Source organism: Streptococcus caprae, from assembly GCF_042649745.1.
Taxonomy (GTDB): Bacteria; Bacillota; Bacilli; order Lactobacillales; family Streptococcaceae; genus Streptococcus; species Streptococcus caprae.
Map to the genome: position 1 here is coordinate 112450 of NZ_JBHRZV010000051.1, position 17237 is coordinate 129686.

Below are 17237 nucleotides of genomic sequence, written 5' to 3' on the forward strand. Positions count from 1 at the left end.
AATAAGGGGTTAGTGAAAAACTAATCTCTTTTTGATATACTATACTTATTACAAGTGAGGGACAGATATGTGGGATAAACTAAAAGTAGAGCACAAAGAAAAGTATAAAACCTTGATTACCAACTTTGCTAGTTTGAGTGAGGCGTTTTCTCAAAAGGCTGAGACAGCCGACCAAAATGATACAAATTATGTTGCTCCGATTGTCAATTCTAAATTTCAAGAAACTGTTTTTCAAAAAGCCTTTCATGCGGTAGGTGAGGACATTGCCAATACTTCCTATGACGCTTCCGTTGTGGTTGATGACAAGCATAAATATTTGGTCGGTATCAAATCTTTTGGTATCAATTCTGGTGATCAAAAGGTTGCCCAGTTCAAGAAAAATTCTCAGGAATGGAATGAAATATTATCAGAAATAAAATTTTATGATTCGATCGGAGAGGATAATACTGAACGCTATGAATTCCTCGCTCGAGAAATTTCTGAATTAAGAAATCAGCGGATTGAGTCTTCAAAAGCCCAAATTAAAGGCTTCAACTCAAATTCGGTTTCTGTAGAATCTGTTTATCATGTACTTATGCCAACATCTAAGGGTGATAAGCCTCAGATTTATGTTGGAGAAACAAGTTATCTACCGATTGATTTGGATAATTTGAAAATTTTAGGTTCTACTGGTAAAAATAATCCAACAAATTTCCGCTTTACAGATGGTCAACATACCTATAAATATACCGCTGCGGATAGTCAGTTACACATGACCTTTAATAATAGGGATATTGTGGTTGATACATGGGATGTGACTTATATTGAAGATCCTTTTACAATCTTTGAGCAATTACATTTGCTAACAGGTAGCAGGGAAGAAGCAGAAGTTCTTGAGACTGTTTCATGGGTTATCACAGATAAGCATGGACAAGTAGAGGAGAGTTCAGGCTTTAATGCGTTTGATGGTGGTTCAAAACTAGCCAAAAAAGATAGGGAACAAAGGATTGTCCGATTGCTAGAAAAATATCGGGATTCATTGAAATCTGAAGAGCGTGCCTATGTGACACAGCTTTTAGAAGACATTTTATTGAAAAAATGGACGACAAAAGATGAAAAAGTCCATATGAAACAACTTAGGGCAGAATTACTTCATTTTGCTAAAGAATCGGATGTAGTTGACCTAGCAAAGGACATTGAAAAGCTAGTCTATCGTCCAGTTAGTGAGGTCTATATTCCCTTACCTGATTCTAAAAACTTTCATGATGAGCGCCCACATTTCTTTGGTATCAATGCAGGTACATTTGAAAAAGGAACCAAGAAGTTAGCTCTTCCTAAGGAAAATCGGACCTTTGATTTAAAATTCCTATCATCAGGAGATGTCATCAAGGCTTATATCAATCAAGAATCAGGAAAAGCCATTCAGTCAACGGAAAAACAAGAAATCCTTGGAGAATGGATTTTACGCGGTGTCTTCCAGTTGAAAGAGCGTGAGATTCTGACAGGTGAGAAGCTAGAAGAACTTCAAATCAATGGAATTCGATTGACCAAGTTTAAAAATAGTCAGATAGGTATAGAATTTATTTGGATAGATACAGACAATCCCCCACAAGATGCGATTGGTTGGGTGTCGAAGAAGTAATGTATTACTTTATGTTTGTTATAAAATAAAACTTTTATGAACTAATCATTGATATTGAAAAGTTTGATATTTTCTAGCGATATAAATTCAAACCCCTTCTTCTTTCTGCTATAATAAACCTATAATGCTCAAAAACACTTTTCAAGTAGGAAGTAGCAATGGTACAGACTAGTTATGAACCAAGTCGCAATGTGGAAGATTTTCATTTAGCCGGTTTTGCATATTAGTCAAAGAGTCCAGTGGACTCTTTGAGCTCGCTTCCTCGAAATAAGAGAGAAGCGAGGGGAGCGAGGTTCTGGATGAACTGAAGCCGGGCGTGTACTTGGATTTGGTGGCGGAGCCGACCAATCCGTATGATTCAGAGGCAGTGGCCTTGTTTTATAAAGGAAAAAAACTGGGTTATATTCCCAAGGATCGCAATACATTGATCAGCCGAATGTTGTTTTATGGGCATAGTTCTATCTTAGAGGCGCGTGTTCAGATGGTGGATTTAACAGTGCACCCCGAGCGGCAGTTGCGTGTGGTGGTCAAGTTCAAGGACAAGCGCTAGTCGCTACACTGTCTAAAATGAAGAGCAGGTCTCTTCATTTTTTATTGTGCTCGTAATTATAGTTTGAGCGACAAAATGAGCGACAAAATGAGCGATAAAAAAGGAGTGGGAGCGGATTCAGGTCAGCTTGATGTTAAAATTAGACATTTTTGAAGCGTGGAATTTGAGCAAAAATGTTACTTGGCTGAGGTTGCTTGCTTCTGAAGTACCTAATAGTAGACGAATTTCTAAGCTGACAAAGCCAGATTGAAAGGTCCCAGACTACTATGTCTTGTAAGGATATCGAAGAAAGTAAAGAAGCTGCGAACGTTTGTTCGAGCCTCTTTTTATCTATTTTCTCGCCTTACTCTGTTCAATCAGATATTGTCGATTTGAATTCTAGTTTTAAGTGTCCATTGGCGCTATTAATCTCAATCAGAACTTTGGTTTCTAATGGTTATAAGTGTTTTTACAGGTCAAAAATGGTCATGGCACTTGTGAATTCCTTGTAGAGATGCTGGGCCTTGTAGGCTTGGAACTCGGATAAGTGCTTGACGGCATTGAAGCGTTTTGAAGGAGACTGCTGACGGTTGTAGGGGATTTCAGGGTGTAAGTGGAAGAAATCTCTAACGAGTTGCCATTCACGCACATAGCCTAGGGGCCTAACGTGATAGGTCACCCCGTCAAACACATGAGGTTCTTCTCGCCAGTGAATGTGACCGAAGACAACGTCTTGGACCTGGTGCTGTTTGAAGACTTCGTGATAGGACTGACTTCCCAGAAAACTGTTGAGGAAATCGACCTTAGCATAGGGGGTCTGGTAATGGGAGTGGGGGACAAAATGCATGGCCACAATGATGGGACCTGAAAGGCTAGAGACTAGGTCCTTCAATTGTTCAAGGCTGGCTTTTGTCAGCATGATATCATCTGCAGGGCGTTTGAGTTTTCGGTCAAACCAGTAGAGGTTTTTATGGCGAAGGTTGTCCTTGTAGGAAATTTCTGGGTTGAAGGAGTAGTCGTACCAACCGGCAAAGCTAATCAGGGTCGCCTGGCCAATCTGATGCTGCTGGAAGTCCAGCTCTGCTATGGCTTCCTCGGAAAGGCCTAACATGTCGTGGTTCCCCAAGTTATAGGTCACTTCAAAATCTTTAGTTAATCGCTCCAAAAAGGGCTTGGACAGCCCTTCAAAGTCATTGGAAATATCTCCGGCGATATGGAGATAGTCAATCTTCTGGTCGCGCAAAACCTGGACCAGGGTTTGCAACTCATCCTCCTCAAAGTGATTGGAATCGATGTGCAAATCGCTCATAATGGCTAAACGTGTCATGTTAAGAGTGTAGCACAGAATGGTATCAATTGCCAGACAAAGGGTAGAAGATTAGAAATAGCCACCTGAAAGCAGACCTCTCACTTGCTTTAGGGCTTCAATGAGCTCTGGCGAATTGCTGAGTTCCTCAATGCTACGGAAGTCTTCTTGGGCCTGGCCAGATAGCTCAATGCCATCGGGTAATAGCTCACGCGAGAAAGCTTGATAAAATTCGAGGAAGTAGAAGGCTACCTTGTGCTGATTTTCTGTCACATAGTATGGCTTTCCTAAATTGGGCGTCTTCTTAGGCCGTGTTCGACAGAGCCAGCCCTTTTCCTTCATGATACGATAGACTTTCTTACGATTCACGACGAGATCAAAACTCTTCTTGAGCAGTCGAGTGATGGTACGATAACCGTAGATGAACTGACTTTCCATACAGAGATGCTCGATTTTATCTATCACTTCCTCTCTTTGTTCTGTCCTTATCCCTTCAGATTTCCAACGGTAGAAGGTGGAGCGTTTGACATCGAAACAGTCTAGATTAAGGGACACTGGATACAATTTCTTGTAGTCATCCACTAGCTTGATAAGACTTACTTTGTCGAGTTTCTTATCAAGCTTCGATACTTTTTTAGCAGTTCCACTTGTAATCTCAACTGTTCTACTTCAGATAGTTGCTTCATCCCTTTGCCGTAGGTATATTGTTTTCCTACAGGTTGATGAAGGCGGTGCATTTCATCCTGTTCGTGCCACTTCATCCAAGTATAGATTTGACTATTATTTTTAATCCCTAGAGTCTCTTTGATGACCTTATTGCTTTTGCCTGCTTTTTTCATCTCGATACAGGCTAACTTAGTTTCTACCGAATAGGCTTGTTTAACCATAATAAAACACTCCTGTTTCTAGTTTGCTAGATTTCAACAGGAGTGTTTTTCTGATGTCTCATTTTGTGGGGACAAGTGCCACAGCGCAGTCGTCTCATCTTTGCTTAATACAGCAAGTCGTAGATTTCCATCGTAATGAGGTCAATGCTGTCAAAGGTATAGGTTTCGCGAGCCGTCACATCACGCAAGGTAAAGGTCGGACCATTTTCAGGGGCGTTGCTGAAAGCCACTTCTGCCACCACAACATCGTCACGCTCAAAATTACGTTTTAAGTTACCACCATCAGTCGCCATAAACTCTAAGCGATTAATGATTCTTACCAAATGTGATTCCATCAGATTATTCCCCTCGTTCTTATAATTACCTTCTTACTTTTACTATGGAATACCTGGAATAAAAAGTAAAATCGCTAAAATGAACCATTTTTACTCATGGACGAGCCTCTTAGGCACAATAAGGAGCTCCAAAAGGACTAGTACATGGTTTGACCTTACAACTTCCGAACAGACTATCGTGGAAAAACCAGCGACTAGGATAACAAGCTGCCGTTATCGAAACGCTCTTTAAATTTCCCTTAGTTGGTGGTTGACCCATCTGATGAGCGCCCTTTAACCGCAAAATACTGCCCACTTGGGCTGGCAAAGTTAAAGGTCAAAAAGGGTTCCGTTTGGACAGGGCTTGCGGTGTCGGTCTGCTCTGCTATTTTTGCCTGCAAGGCATAAATGTCGTCGCTCTCAAAGAGAATACTAGGCACATGATCCGCTACCTCAGGCGAGACCTGTTGGATAAAGGCCTTGTCGTATACCGTAATGGTTGTGCTACTTTTGGCATGTGAGCGCATCTCGAAGCTCTGGTAGCCCATCTGCTCACTTGTTGCTAAAATCTCAAAACCAACTGCCTCCCAAAAGGCCTGTTCGGCAGCCACATCAGCAACATAGAGCATCAGCGAGAACTGTTCTGTAAACATGACCTCTCCTTAAAATTGGACAGTTTGTGACTCAAAGCCTGCAATGTCAGTGTTGATCTGCCAGGTCATCCCAAACTGATCGACCACAATGCCATAGGCCGGGCTCCAAGGCGTCTCTTGAAGTTCCAGCTGAATTTCCTTGGCGTCTTGGCTAAGTTTTTTGTAAAGCGCAGTCGCTGTTTCAGCACTATCTAGCTGAATGCAGGCGGTCATATTAGTCCCTTGGATATAAGGGTAGTCAGGATTGTTGTCTGAAATCTGCAAACGAATGCCATTGATATTAAGGTTGGCGTTGAGGACTAAATGACTTTTTTCTTCTGGTGTATTTGGAATGGCTTGACCAAAGGTCGTCACTGCTACCACTTCAGCATCAAAAACATCTTTGTAAAAGTCAACAGCCCCTAAGCCATTTCCGTCAGTCACCAGGTAAAGTTCAATAGATTTAATCAAAAGTAATGTTCTCCTTAAATTGTTTAGAGCTCATTATAACACGTTTAAAGCTAAACTTTCTCGCAAAAGATTTGAAATGATGATACCGATGTCCCATCAGTAGTTGATGAACTTTAGAAATAAAAGAAAAATCGCTAGGCACTGCATCCCAATAATGGGGCTGAAGAAAAACACTTTTAAACAGCCATTTTCCTGAAATGGAATGAAACCGTTCGATGCAGGCATTGTCCGCTGGTGTTCCCTTACGTGACATGGAGCGGGGAATGCCTTTTCTTAGAAGTAAAATTAATATAAGATACAGAATTTTTTTCGCATCTAGTAAGTCATTAGTTGTCTTGCCTTTTAGGAACCTGGTGTGGGAAAGAGTCCCCGGCTTTATCTGAAATTAGGAAACATGGATGGATTCTTTCCACGATAGTTTAATGTGTTCAGAGTCTGACCTAGTGGATGCTTCTATTTTAGGCCCATTCTTGCTTATCCATCAAAAGCTTTTTGAGATAGCCTTCTCGGATGCCGGTGCTAACGAGGATTACTTCTTGACTGTTGAAGGTTCTCATGGTTTCTAGGAGGATAATCAAGCCGGGTGTGAGGGTATGAATACGCTCGGGAGTTACCTTAAGGACGGTAGTGAGGGTTTTCTTGTCCTTGACCAGTAGTCCTGTCAATAGTTTCTCGGCTTGTTGGCGGGTGAAATGGGTAGCATCACCGGTACGATAAAGCTTTTTGATGACCTTTCCAACAGCTCGGATGGCTCCGCCAGTTCCCGTAATGGTCGGGTAGGTTCCTGTTGGATCCTGGTCTAAGATTAGTTCAGTGACCGTTTTGTGGATGCTGATGACTTCTTGGACAGTGGGAAGGATGTCAGAAATGGCTTGCTTATAAAGGTTGAGGCTGCCCTTATCCAGATAGACATCCTGAATTGCTCTGCCATTTTCAAATAGAGCAATTTCCGTCGAACCCCCACCAATATCGATAGACAAGCCGTCCTCCAGACCGAAGACCTCGCGGATTCCCAGGTGGGTTAGGTCTGCTTCGTTATTCTGACTGAGAAGGTCGATGCTGATGCCGAGCTGGTCTTGAACCGCCTCGAGAATATCGTCTTGATTGGTAACATTGCGCAGGGAGGCTGTCGCAAAGACATGTAGGGCTTGCATTGTCACGATGGTTTGGATGCTTTTGATTTCTGTTAGGGTTTCTAAGAGGATGGCCAAGCCTTCTGGACTGAGTTGGCTATCTTCTACGTAAGCGGCCAGGCCGATGGTATATTTCTTAGTGAAGAGGACTGAGTAGCGCCCACGTTGGACCTGGTAGATATTGAGTCGAATAGTGTTTGAACCGATGTCAACGATACCGTAATTCATAAGAAGACCTCCTTTGTGTTTCTTGGGCAATAGCATAGCAGGACATTCTTTAAGGAAACTTATACTCTATAAAAAGTTTAAAATCAGACGTCATCAGGTCTCCACCCAGATCAAAAGATATGTGGGTCAAGGAGCTAGGTCAATTTTAAACTCACTCAAAATCTAAATAGACAAGGCAGGTTGACGCAAATTTAAGAGAGTTAGGAAAGGGACCCTAACGACCTATCATTTTGATTTTGGAAGAGTATTAAATGTTAATCGAGTATTGAGTGGAATTTGGTTAGGGAAAGTTTAGCAAGACTGTTACTCCCTTGTCACAAAAGACACATTTTGTAAGGGAATCGTCTTGCAGACCTTGCGCTTTTCCTTTAAAATAGTAGTATGGATATTAAGGGACAAATTCAGGCTCTGGCCAAGGAAATTGGAATTTCAAAAATCGGCTTTACAACGGCCGATGATTTTGCCTACCTTGAAAAATCCCTGAGGGCAGCGGTAGAAGAGGGACGGACCTCAGGCTTTGAGCACAAGGTTATTGAGGAACGGATTGATCCTAAGCTGTCATTGGCTTCTGCCAAGACCATTATTTCGATAGCTGTGGCCTATCCCCACAAACTTCCCATTCAGCCGCCCAAAACCCAGTACAAGCGAGGCAAGATTACGCCCAATAGTTGGGGCCTGGATTATCACTATGTCCTCCAGGACAAGCTCAATCGACTAGCTGAGGGCATCCGAGAGCTCTGTAAGGATTATCCCTTGGAGCACAAGGCCATGGTTGACACCGGGGCCTTGGTCGATACGGCTGTCGCCAGACGGGCAGGTATCGGCTTTATCGGGAAAAATGGTCTCGTTATTTCTAAAGAGTACGGGTCTTACATGTACCTGGGGGAATTGATTACCAATCTGGATATCGAGCCCGATCAGCCTGTGGACTATGACTGCGGGGACTGTAATCGCTGTATTGAGGCCTGCCCGACCTCCTGTCTGATTGGGGATGGGACTATGAATGCCAAACGTTGCCTATCTTTTCAAACCCAGGATAAGGGGATGATGGACCTAGAATTTCGTAAGAAAATAAAGACGGTCATCTATGGTTGCGATATCTGCCAGATTTGTTGCCCCTATAATAAGGGCATTGACAATCCTCTGGCCAGCGAGATTGACCCTGAACTAGCCCAGCCAGAACTCATCCCTTTTTTAGAGTTGACCAATGGGACCTTTAAGGAGAAATTTGGCCAAATTGCAGGATCTTGGCGGGGGAAAAATATTCTTCAACGCAATGCCATTATCGCCCTAGCCAACGCCCACGACAAGACAGCAGTGGTCAAACTGCTAGAAATTATCGACAAAAACAACAATCCCATTCATACGGCAACTGCTATTTGGGCCCTGGGTGAAATCATCAAGCGTCCCACAGATGACATGATTGCTTTTGTCCGTGAAGTGGACTCGGACAATCCTGATATCATCCTTGAAAGGGATAATGTACTTAAAACATGGCAAAACTAGCCTGTTTGTGGTAAAATATGAATTTGAATTCGCAAGGGTAAGGCATTTCCTGCACTTGCAGACAACATGATCGAAAGGAAATACTTATGGATATCGCAGAAATCCGTCAAAAAATAGTAGAAAACAAAGAGAAGTTGACTAGCTTCAGGAGGTCTCTTTGACTTAGATCGTTTGGAAGAGGATATTGCCCTCTTAGAAAACCAAATGACTGAGCCAGACTTTTGGAATGACAATCTAGCAGCGCAAAAGACTTCACAAGAACTCAATGAGCTCAAGCTCAAGTACCAGACCTTCCATGATATGGATAGCCAATCTGAAGAGGCTGAACTCTTGTTAGAGATGTTGGATGAGGATCCAGACCTTCAGGAGGAGCTGGAAGAGACCTTGACCAAATTGGACAAGGTCATGACCTCTTATGAAATGACCCTGCTCCTGTCTGAGCCCTATGACCACAATAATGCCATCATGGAAATCCATCCAGGTTCAGGAGGAACTGAGGCCCAGGACTGGGCAGAAATGCTCTTTCGTATGTACACGCGCTTTGGTAATGCCAAGGGCTTTAAGGTAGAGACCTTGGACTATCAGGCAGGCGATGAGGCAGGAATCAAGTCTGTCACCCTCTCCTTTGAGGGACCAAACGCCTACGGCTTTCTCAAGTCTGAGATGGGAGTACACCGTCTGGTTCGCATTTCCCCATTTGATTCGGCCAAACGTCGCCACACTTCCTTTACCTCTGTGGAAGTCATGCCAGAGTTGGATGATACCATTGAGGTCGAGATTCGAGATGACGACATTAAGATGGACACCTTCCGCTCAGGTGGTGCTGGTGGTCAGAACGTCAACAAAGTCTCAACAGGGGTACGTTTGACCCATATTCCAACAGGAATCGTTGTGGCCTCTACCGTCGATCGGACCCAATACGGGAACAGGGATCGTGCAATGAAGATGCTCCAAGCTAAACTCTATCAGTTGGAGCAGGAAAAGAAGGCAGAAGAAGTCTCTGCCCTCAAAGGTGATAAGAAAGAGATCACCTGGGGAAGTCAGATTCGTTCCTACGTCTTCACGCCCTACACCATGGTCAAAGACCACCGAACCAGCTTTGAAGTGGCACAGGTCGATAAGGTTATGGATGGCGATATCGAAGGCTTTATCGATGCCTACCTCAAGTGGCGGATGGACTAAGTCAGTTCTCGTCTACATTCTCGGGAAGCTCAGCTATGGCTCCCACAATAATACATAAAGTAAAGGAAACATTATGGCTCTTATTCAAATGAAAGGTGTGACGAAAAAGTACCACCGTTCAACAACAGCCTTGCGCGACATGACCTTGTCGGTCAACCAGGGTGAATTTGTTTATCTTGTCGGCCCTTCTGGGGCCGGGAAGTCTTCGCTCATTCGCTTGCTCTACGGAGAAGAGCGTCCGACGACAGGTTCACTCACAGTTGGTGAGTTTGATGTGACGGCTCTTAAAAACAAGCAGGTTCCACTGTTACGCCGAAGCGTTGGGGTGGTTTTCCAGGACTATAAGCTTCTGCCTAAGAAGACTGTCTTTGAAAATGTCGCTTATGCTATGGAAGTAATTGGCGAGCGCCGTTCAATCATTAAAAAACGAGTGCCAGAAGTATTGGAATTGGTTGGCCTTAAGCATAAAATGCGGTCTTTCCCAGACCAATTATCCGGTGGTGAGCAACAGCGAGTTGCCATTGCGCGTGCCATTGTTAACAATCCAAAACTTCTCATTGCGGATGAACCAACAGGTAACTTGGACCCTGAAATTTCATGGGAAATTATGCAGTTATTAGAGCGTATTAATTTGCAAGGGACGACCGTTCTTATGGCGACCCACAATAGTCAAATCGTAAACACCCTGCGTCACCGCGTCGTTGCGATTGAAGATGGACGCATTGTCCGCGATGAAGAGGAAGGAGACTACGGTTACAATGATTAGATTTTTCCGCCATTTATGGTCATCCATCAAAAACTTAAAGCGTAATGGCTGGATGACCATCGTTGCTATTTCTACAGTTAGCATTACCTTGAGCTTAGTCGGTATCTTTGCTGCTGTGCTATTGAACACTGAACGCCTGGCAACAGGTATCGAAAACAATATCCAAGTAAATACCTACCTCTTGGTTGATTCTACTGATTTCCAAGAAACCCTTACCAATGATAAGGGAGAAACAGTCGCCAATGAAAGTTACCATGCGGTTTACAACCAAATTATGGCACTTGATCATGTTGATAGTATCGAATATTCTAGCAAGGACACTGAGTTAGCTAAACTTCAAGAAGCCATGGGTGATGCCTGGAAACTTTTTGATGAAGACTCAAATCCACTTCAGGATGTTTATATCGTCAACACTTCAGATCCAAAGTATGTTAAGACGGTTGCAGAGGAAATTTCGAAGATTGCAGGTGTGGACTCTGTCGATTATGGTGGCACCAATACAGAACGCCTTTTCAAGATTTCAAACATTATCCGTATCTGGGGATTACTTGGAACCGCTCTCTTACTTATCCTTGCCATCTTCTTGATTTCTAACACGGTTCGGATTACCATTATTTCTCGTAGCCGTGAGATTCAAATCATGCGCTTGGTAGGGGCAAAAAACAGTTATATCCGTATGCCTTTCTTCCTTGAAGGGGCTTGGGTAGGATTGCTTGGTGCGATCATCCCATCTGCCATCGTTTACTTCCTCTACAAGATTGCTTACGAGAGCTTCAACCCTAACTTGCTCCGTCAAAACTTGTCTATGTATCCGATGAATCCTTACGTATACTATCTGATTGGGGCCTTGCTCCTCATCGGAATTATCATTGGTTCCTTTGGTTCCGTGCTCTCTATGCGTCGCTACCTCAAAGTCTAACAAAAAAACTGAGTTTCTCCTTGGAGAACTCAGTTTTTATTTGTCGTTGACCATTGGTCGATAGCTGTTAGGATTTCTTTTAGTTGCATAGCAGAGCTAATCGCAGCTTGTCCATCTCCAGCTTGGTGGCCATAGGAACCAAACTGGGAGTGGTTGCCGCCTTTTATGCTGACGTAGTCTGTCGTTTGGGGCAGACGTGCCTTGCCCTCTTCGTAGCTAGTCCAGTTGAGGACCTTGTCCTTGCTTGCGGTAATGGACAAGACAGAGATGTCTGTTTCAGACATCTCTGTAGAACTAGCAGGATAAGCTGCCAGCAAAATAAGTCCTTTAAAATGCGCATCCTCAACTAGCTCTGCGGCATTTTGACTGGCCATAACCCCTCCGAGAGAGTGACCTGCCAGCAGATAAGAGTCCGGTTGGATTTCCTCTATCAGTTTGAGGCCCTTGTCGCTGTTAAGCACAGGCAAATTCAGCAGGCTCTTAATGACGTAGACTGGGTAGCCATCTTCAGCTAGAGCCTGGGCCAAGGGGCTGTAACTTTCTGCTTCGACTAAACCACCAGCGTAGAAGAAAATTGTGGGTTTCTGGCTACCGCCTTGGCTAGCAAAGTAGAGGTAGTCCGCAGTGTTTTGCGTTGCAGTTTGGCTAATAGCTGTGGCCTCAGCAGATGGAGTGTAGGTTTTAGTCTTAATCAGAATCAGTCCTGCAAGAGCAAGTAGCACCAGCAGACTGAGAAGACCAATTAGAATTTTTTTAAATCGTTTCATCTCTTAAAAATGGGGATTGAAGGTCTTTTCATGGGCGATAGTCGTGTTCATGCCATGGCCTGGATAGACCGCATAATGACTAGGCAGGGTGAAGAGTTGGGTTTTGATGCTCTCAATCAGCTGGTCATGGTCTCCTGTTGGCAAGTCCCAGCGACCAATCGTCTCGCGAAAGAGGGCATCGCCAGTGATGACCGCCTCATCTTCGTCAAAGACAAAGGAGACTCCACCCCAGGAATGGCCCGGTGTCTCAAGGACTCGAAAAGTAAAGCCAGCAATCTCGTAAGGTTCCTCATACTGAAAGGTAAATTCAGCTGGGGCAACAAGGACATCAGCCATATCATCGTGGCGAGCAAGTCCAGAAAGGTTATCGACAGGACTGGTCAGCCAACTGGCTTCCTTCTCAGAGACATAGATTGGCGGATGATCAAAAGCCTCTCGAACAGCCTCAACGGACATGATGTGGTCGTAGTGGGTATGGGTCAAGAGGATGGCGGCAACTGGCTTAGCCAGCTCTCGGATCTTGCTTAAAATGGTCTCTGTATCGCTACCAGGATCGACGATAATCAGGGCTTGGTCATTTTCTAAAAAGTAGGTGTTCTCACCTGCTACCGTATTGATAGATTTCAAAATTTTCATAGGTCTAGTCTAACAAATTTCAGGACAAATGGGAAATCATATTCTTGGGTAAATAGCAGAGCAGGCCGATAGCAAGAGGGGGATGACAATAATTTGTTATATTCGATATTTTCTGACAATTCCCTAGAAATCTTGTCCTTTTTATGGTAGAATAGGAGCATTATCGTTTAGGAGAGAGAATTTTATGAGTAAGCCGATGAATTTTGTGATGATTTCGCCGCATTTTCCAACAAATTTTGAGACCTTTGCCCACCGCCTTCACGAGAAGGGCTTTCGGACGCTTGGGATTGCGGATGCCCCATACGAGGAACTCAGTCAAGGCCTCCGCGACCATTTGACCGAATATTACCGTGTGGATAACATGGAAGACTACGACCAAGTCTACAGGGCGGTGGCCTATTTTGCTCACAAGTATGGGAAAATCGACCGTATCGAGTCGCACAATGAATACTGGTTGGAGCTGGACGCCCGTTTGCGGACCGATTTTAATGTCTTTGGTTATAAAAACGACGATATGCTGGCCATCAAGACCAAGGCTCAGATGAAGGAAATCTTCCGTTCTATCGGCCTCAAGGTAGCAGCTGGTCAAGTCTTTCATAGTGACGAAGAGGCCCGTAAGCTGGCCAAGGAACTCAAGTTTCCAGTCATCATCAAACCAAACTCAGGCGTTGGGGCTTCTGATACCTATAAAATCAAGTCAGCGGATGAGTTGGAGGACTTTTTCACCTATAAGACTGAGGGTGTAGACTACATCATGGAGGAATTCATTGATGGGGACATCATTACCTTCGACGGTTTGGCTGACCATGCTGGCAATATTGTCTTCTACTCAGGTCTGGAATATTCAGATGCTGTTCTTTCTATGATTGATAGCAACGACGATATGTTCTTCTATGTTCCACGTGAGTTCTCACCAGTTATGGTTGAAATGGGGAAAAAATGTGTCCAAGCCTTTAAGGTTAGGGAACGTTTCTTCCATTTTGAATTTTTCCGAGTGAGGGCTACGGGAGAAATTATTCCGCTTGAGGTTAACTGCCGTCCGCCAGGCGGTTCGACCATTGACATGTGGAACTATGCCAACGACTTTGATGTCTTTGCTGAGTATGCCAATATCGTCCGTGATAATACCTTTGAAGCTGACATCAAGCACCCTTATTTCTGTATCTACATTGCCCGCAAGGAAGGTAAGGACTACAAGAATAGTATCGATGATATCTGGCGGGCCTACGGGGACCAGGTCATCTCAGTCCAGTCCATTCCAGGTGTCTTTGCCAAGATTATGGGTAAAGAAGGTGTTCTTGCCCGTACGGAAACCATTGACGAGATGCGTGAATTGATTGCCTATTGTCACGAGAAGAACTAGATTTGTCAGGCAATCTATAGTCGAATGAAGAGCTCTGAGACAAGGCATTGAGATGCAGACAGTACTTGGATACGGCAAGTCGAATATAACGATGTTTCAAGGTTAATTCATTCGACGGATAGTAACAATGATTAACCCCTAAGCAAGCAAGGGATAATTCCCTGCTCTGCTATTTCCTAAAAAAGAAAAGAGAATCCTATGCACTTTGAATCCCGCAGCCACTGGAGTGGCCATCTCGGTCGTGAAATGCACTTTAATGTTTACGGCCATGCTGGTAAACCTGTTATTGTTTTCCCGTCGTCCGGTGGAAGCCATAATGAATATGGTGATTTTGGTATGATTGAAGCCTGTCAAGACTTTATCGACCGAGGTCTAGTCCGTTTTTACACGCCTGATTCCTACGACAGCGAGTCCTGGCTCAATTTAGGTAAGTCTGGTCACGATATGGCCCTGGCCCATGATGCTTACGACCGCTACATCGTTGAAGAATTTGTTCCTCTTATCCGCTATGAGGCTGATTGGCAGGGGCCTATGATGGCGACAGGTTGTTCTATGGGGGCTTTTCACACGGTGAATTTCGCCCTGCGTCACCCTGATTTGTTTGATGTGTCGGTAGCCCTCTCTGGTGTCTACGATGCCCGTTTCTTTACAGGAGATTATTTTGGGGATGAGGCTATTTACCATAATTCTCCGATTGATAATCTTTGGAATCAAGAGGATAGCTGGTTCCTGGGCCGTTACAGACAAAATCGCTTTATCGTTGCGGTCGGCCAAGGGGCCTGGGAAGGACCTCATATTGAGGACACCCGCCGTCTCCAAGCCGCCTTTGAGGCCAAGTCAGTGCCAGGCTGGTTCGATTACTGGGGGCAGGATGTGGCCCACGATTGGGACTGGTGGCGCGTGCAGATGCCTTATTTCTTGGGGGTGCTTGAAGGAGAAGGTCGTCTATAAAAAAATAGCAGAGCTGTGTCTGAGGTTGATGTCTCTTTTAGGACAGAGACCGTAAGACTTCCCAGCTCTGCTTTTATGGTATAATATAGTCATTTGAATTAACCTTGATGCATCGTTACTTTTGGCTTGCCGTACCCAAGTACTGTCTGGGTCTCGAGGCCTTGTCTCAAAGCTAATTCATTCGACTATAATAATAAAAAAATTGAAGAGGTAGGATATGGTAAAAGTTCCTTTTGTAACCAAAGAAGAGTTAGAGTCAGTTGTAGCGGAGTTTCCAACTCCCTTTCACTTGTATGATGAGAAGGGGATCCGTGAGACAGCGCGTGCAGTAAACAAGGCCTTTGCCTGGAACCCAGGTTTTAAGGAGTTCTTCGCGGTAAAGGCTACTCCAAACCCAGCTATTTTGAGAATCCTTCAAGAAGAAGGGTGCGGTGTTGACTGTGCGACAGATACAGAATTGGTCCTTAGTAAAAAAGTAGGCTTCGATGGTCAGCATATCAGTTTTACCTCCAATAATACTCGTCCAGAAGAGTTTGTCTATGCTCGCGAAATTGGAGCGACCATCAACCTGGACGCCTATGAAGATATTGCCTTTTTAGAAGAGGCGGCAGGTCTGCCAGAAACAGTGTCCCTCCGCTATAATCCTGGTGGTGTCTTTGCTCTTGGAACAGACATCATGGATCACCCAGAAGAGTCTAAGTTTGGGATGACCAAGGCCCAGCTCTTGCAGGGCTATCAAGATTTGCGTGATAAGGGCGTTAAGGAATTTGGCCTGCATGCCTTCTTGGCCTCTAACACCGTGACCAACGCTTACTACCCAACCTTGGCAGCTCAGCTATTTGACCTTGCCGTAGAAATCAAGGAAACGATTGGGGTTAGTCTGAGCTTTATCAACCTGTCTGGTGGGATTGGGATTGACTATAAGCCTGAGAATCGCCAAAATGATATTGCGGTTATCGGAGAAGGGGTCCACGAGGCTTTTGACCGGATTTTGGTGCCAAATGGTCTTGGGGATGTGACCATCTATACTGAGTTGGGTCGCTACATGCTGGCCAGCCACGGCCATTTGGTAACCAAGGTTCTCCACCTTAAGGACACCTACCGCCATTATGTGGGTGTGGATGCTAGCGCAGTCAACCTGCTCCGTCCAGCCATGTACGACGCCTACCATCACATCACCAATATTTCCAATCCTGACGGACCTCTTGAGACGGTTGATGTGGTGGGGTCGCTCTGCGAGAACAACGACAAGTTCGCTAAAAATCGTGAGCTTGCCCAGGCCCGGCTTGGCGACCTCCTTATCATTCACGATACAGGAGCACACGGCTTCTCCATGGGCTACAACTACAATGGCCGTCTCCGTTCAGCTGAGATTCTCTGGCAGGAAAATGGCAAAGCCCGCATGATTCGACGGGCAGAAACCATGGAAGACTACTTTGTGACCTTGGACGGCTTTGAGTTTGAGGTGAAATAGATGTGGCTGGGCTAAAAATCTTCAGCCTAGATTATTAGATGTTTCAGTTCTAATGAACCATTACTGGATGGTGGCTAATTCATTGATTTCATCAGTTTTTCCAGTTTTAATGAAATGAAGCAAATAAAGTTTGTATGATTTTCAAGCTCAAACGGTCTGGTGGGCCGTTTGAGCCTTGCTATTTGTACTTACAGTTTGTCAAGTTTATGAAAATCTGATATACTATTAGGGTATAAAAACAGGCCATCTATATGATGGCATTAGAGGAGAATGGATTAATATGAATACCGTGATTTGGGTAATTTTGGTGATTGCAGCTTTTGCTGGTGGATTTTTTGCAGGTGCTTATACGCTGCGCAAACAAGTGGAAAAAGACTTTGGTGAGCACCCACGTTTGACACCAGATGCTATCCGTGAAATGATGTCACAAAGTGGTCAAAAACCAAGTGAAGCGCGTATCCAACAAGTTTACCGCAACATTATCAAGCAACAAAAAGAAGCAGCAGCTAAAGCAAAGAAAAAATAAGCTTATGAGATGGAAACAAACTCAGT

Annotated in this window: 19 protein-coding genes; 10 read left to right on the plus strand and 9 right to left on the minus strand. The window is 44.3% G+C overall.

The features are described 5' to 3' along the window. Positions 1-67 precede the first annotated feature (67 nt). Positions 68-1621: a hypothetical protein gene (locus tag ACFORF_RS09220; protein ID WP_380427561.1), complete on the plus strand. Its 1554-nt coding sequence runs from the start codon at positions 68-70 to the stop codon at positions 1619-1621. Between the two features lie 316 nt (positions 1622-1937). Then, positions 1938-2171 (plus strand): HIRAN domain-containing protein, encoded by a 234-nt coding sequence (locus tag ACFORF_RS09225; RefSeq protein WP_380427563.1) that lies wholly within the window; start codon positions 1938-1940, stop codon positions 2169-2171. A 448-nt stretch (positions 2172-2619) separates the two neighbouring features. Here the strand turns inward: ACFORF_RS09225 and ACFORF_RS09230 are convergent, their stop codons facing one another. The 7 genes from ACFORF_RS09230 to ACFORF_RS09260 all read right to left on the minus strand — a co-directional run bounded on the left by ACFORF_RS09230 (position 2620) and on the right by ACFORF_RS09260 (position 7121). After that, positions 2620-3477: a metallophosphoesterase gene (locus tag ACFORF_RS09230; protein WP_380427565.1), complete on the minus strand. Its 858-nt coding sequence runs from the start codon at positions 3475-3477 to the stop codon at positions 2620-2622. 51 nt (positions 3478-3528) lie between these two features. Beyond that, positions 3529-3921 carry a transposase gene (locus ACFORF_RS09235; RefSeq protein WP_380427567.1) on the minus strand — a complete coding sequence of 131 codons (393 nt, stop codon included), beginning with the start codon at positions 3919-3921 and terminating at the stop codon, positions 3529-3531. A 131-nt stretch (positions 3922-4052) separates the two neighbouring features. After that, the gene (locus ACFORF_RS09240; protein WP_380427569.1) at positions 4053-4343 is read right to left on the minus strand and encodes a hypothetical protein; all 291 of its coding nucleotides are present in this window, start codon (positions 4341-4343) and stop codon (positions 4053-4055) included. A 104-nt stretch (positions 4344-4447) separates the two neighbouring features. Beyond that, positions 4448-4678: a DUF1797 family protein gene (locus tag ACFORF_RS09245; protein ID WP_380427571.1), complete on the minus strand. Its 231-nt coding sequence runs from the start codon at positions 4676-4678 to the stop codon at positions 4448-4450. A gap of 239 nt (positions 4679-4917) precedes the next feature. After that, positions 4918-5310 (minus strand): VOC family protein, encoded by a 393-nt coding sequence (locus tag ACFORF_RS09250; protein WP_380427573.1) that lies wholly within the window; start codon positions 5308-5310, stop codon positions 4918-4920. A 9-nt stretch (positions 5311-5319) separates the two neighbouring features. Beyond that, positions 5320-5760, minus strand: coding sequence for a VOC family protein (locus ACFORF_RS09255; RefSeq protein ID WP_380427575.1), 441 nt, complete (start codon positions 5758-5760; stop codon positions 5320-5322). A gap of 458 nt (positions 5761-6218) precedes the next feature. Next, complete coding sequence (locus ACFORF_RS09260; RefSeq protein ID WP_380427577.1) at positions 6219-7121, minus strand: Ppx/GppA phosphatase family protein; 903 nt, start codon at positions 7119-7121, stop codon at positions 6219-6221. 381 nt (positions 7122-7502) lie between these two features. Between ACFORF_RS09260 and queG the strand changes: the two genes are divergently transcribed. From queG to ftsX, 4 genes are all read left to right on the plus strand, one after another. After that, entirely contained in the window at positions 7503-8627 is a 1125-nt protein-coding gene (gene queG / locus ACFORF_RS09265) for a tRNA epoxyqueuosine(34) reductase QueG (protein WP_380427579.1), read from the plus strand. A gap of 86 nt (positions 8628-8713) precedes the next feature. After that, positions 8714-9809 (plus strand): peptide chain release factor 2 gene (gene prfB, locus ACFORF_RS09270; protein WP_380427581.1). Its coding sequence is split into 2 segments (ribosomal slippage): positions 8714-8785 and positions 8787-9809, totalling 1095 coding nucleotides; the frame shifts between segments, so codons are not numbered across the junction. Positions 9810-9882: 73 nt separating this feature from the next. After that, a complete protein-coding gene (ftsE, locus tag ACFORF_RS09275) occupies positions 9883-10575 on the plus strand; it encodes a cell division ATP-binding protein FtsE (RefSeq protein WP_380427583.1) in 693 nt (230 codons plus the stop codon). Further along, positions 10568-11494 carry a permease-like cell division protein FtsX gene (ftsX, locus tag ACFORF_RS09280; protein WP_380427585.1) on the plus strand — a complete coding sequence of 309 codons (927 nt, stop codon included), beginning with the start codon at positions 10568-10570 and terminating at the stop codon, positions 11492-11494. The genes ftsE and ftsX overlap by 8 nt, the downstream gene beginning before the upstream one ends. A 29-nt stretch (positions 11495-11523) precedes the next feature. Here ftsX and ACFORF_RS09285 read toward each other — a convergent pair whose 3' ends face one another. After that, positions 11524-12261, minus strand: coding sequence for an alpha/beta hydrolase (locus ACFORF_RS09285; RefSeq protein ID WP_380427587.1), 738 nt, complete (start codon positions 12259-12261; stop codon positions 11524-11526). A gap of 3 nt (positions 12262-12264) precedes the next feature. Continuing rightward, positions 12265-12897, minus strand: coding sequence for an MBL fold metallo-hydrolase (locus ACFORF_RS09290; RefSeq protein WP_380427589.1), 633 nt, complete (start codon positions 12895-12897; stop codon positions 12265-12267). Between the two features lie 184 nt (positions 12898-13081). On the opposite strand from ACFORF_RS09290, the gene ACFORF_RS09295 reads away from it, so the two are divergent. The 4 genes from ACFORF_RS09295 (at position 13082) to ACFORF_RS09310 (ending at position 17211) form a co-directional block, all read left to right on the plus strand. After that, on the plus strand, positions 13082-14260 hold the full coding sequence (locus ACFORF_RS09295; RefSeq protein WP_380427591.1) for an ATP-grasp domain-containing protein: 1179 nt from the start codon (positions 13082-13084) through the stop codon (positions 14258-14260). A gap of 198 nt (positions 14261-14458) precedes the next feature. Beyond that, positions 14459-15211 carry an esterase family protein gene (locus ACFORF_RS09300; protein ID WP_380427593.1) on the plus strand — a complete coding sequence of 251 codons (753 nt, stop codon included), beginning with the start codon at positions 14459-14461 and terminating at the stop codon, positions 15209-15211. Between the two features lie 217 nt (positions 15212-15428). After that, complete coding sequence (locus ACFORF_RS09305) at positions 15429-16685, plus strand: diaminopimelate decarboxylase (protein WP_380427595.1); 1257 nt, start codon at positions 15429-15431, stop codon at positions 16683-16685. Positions 16686-16965: 280 nt separating this feature from the next. Then, on the plus strand, positions 16966-17211 hold the full coding sequence (locus ACFORF_RS09310) for a YneF family protein (protein WP_380427597.1): 246 nt from the start codon (positions 16966-16968) through the stop codon (positions 17209-17211). Positions 17212-17237: the final 26 nt, after the last annotated feature.

Excerpts from the sequence above, each read along its gene's own strand:
- ACFORF_RS09285 (WP_380427587.1), bottom strand. The coding sequence starts at position 12,261 with ATGAAACGATTTAAAAAAATTCTAATTGGTCTTCTCAGTCTGCTGGTG.
- ACFORF_RS09240 (WP_380427569.1), bottom strand. The coding sequence starts at position 4,343 with ATGGTTAAACAAGCCTATTCGGTAGAAACTAAGTTAGCCTGTATCGAG.
- ACFORF_RS09305 (WP_380427595.1), top strand. The coding sequence starts at position 15,429 with ATGGTAAAAGTTCCTTTTGTAACCAAAGAAGAGTTAGAGTCAGTTGTA.
- ftsE (WP_380427583.1), top strand. The coding sequence starts at position 9,883 with ATGGCTCTTATTCAAATGAAAGGTGTGACGAAAAAGTACCACCGTTCA.
- queG (WP_380427579.1), top strand. The coding sequence starts at position 7,503 with ATGGATATTAAGGGACAAATTCAGGCTCTGGCCAAGGAAATTGGAATT.
- ACFORF_RS09220 (WP_380427561.1), top strand. The coding sequence starts at position 68 with ATGTGGGATAAACTAAAAGTAGAGCACAAAGAAAAGTATAAAACCTTG.
- ACFORF_RS09310 (WP_380427597.1), top strand. The coding sequence starts at position 16,966 with ATGAATACCGTGATTTGGGTAATTTTGGTGATTGCAGCTTTTGCTGGT.
- ACFORF_RS09260 (WP_380427577.1), bottom strand. The coding sequence starts at position 7,121 with ATGAATTACGGTATCGTTGACATCGGTTCAAACACTATTCGACTCAAT.
- ACFORF_RS09245 (WP_380427571.1), bottom strand. The coding sequence starts at position 4,678 with ATGGAATCACATTTGGTAAGAATCATTAATCGCTTAGAGTTTATGGCG.
- ACFORF_RS09290 (WP_380427589.1), bottom strand. The coding sequence starts at position 12,897 with ATGAAAATTTTGAAATCTATCAATACGGTAGCAGGTGAGAACACCTAC.
- ACFORF_RS09230 (WP_380427565.1), bottom strand. The coding sequence starts at position 3,477 with ATGACACGTTTAGCCATTATGAGCGATTTGCACATCGATTCCAATCAC.
- ACFORF_RS09295 (WP_380427591.1), top strand. The coding sequence starts at position 13,082 with ATGAGTAAGCCGATGAATTTTGTGATGATTTCGCCGCATTTTCCAACA.
- ftsX (WP_380427585.1), top strand. The coding sequence starts at position 10,568 with ATGATTAGATTTTTCCGCCATTTATGGTCATCCATCAAAAACTTAAAG.
- ACFORF_RS09250 (WP_380427573.1), bottom strand. The coding sequence starts at position 5,310 with ATGTTTACAGAACAGTTCTCGCTGATGCTCTATGTTGCTGATGTGGCT.
- ACFORF_RS09300 (WP_380427593.1), top strand. The coding sequence starts at position 14,459 with ATGCACTTTGAATCCCGCAGCCACTGGAGTGGCCATCTCGGTCGTGAA.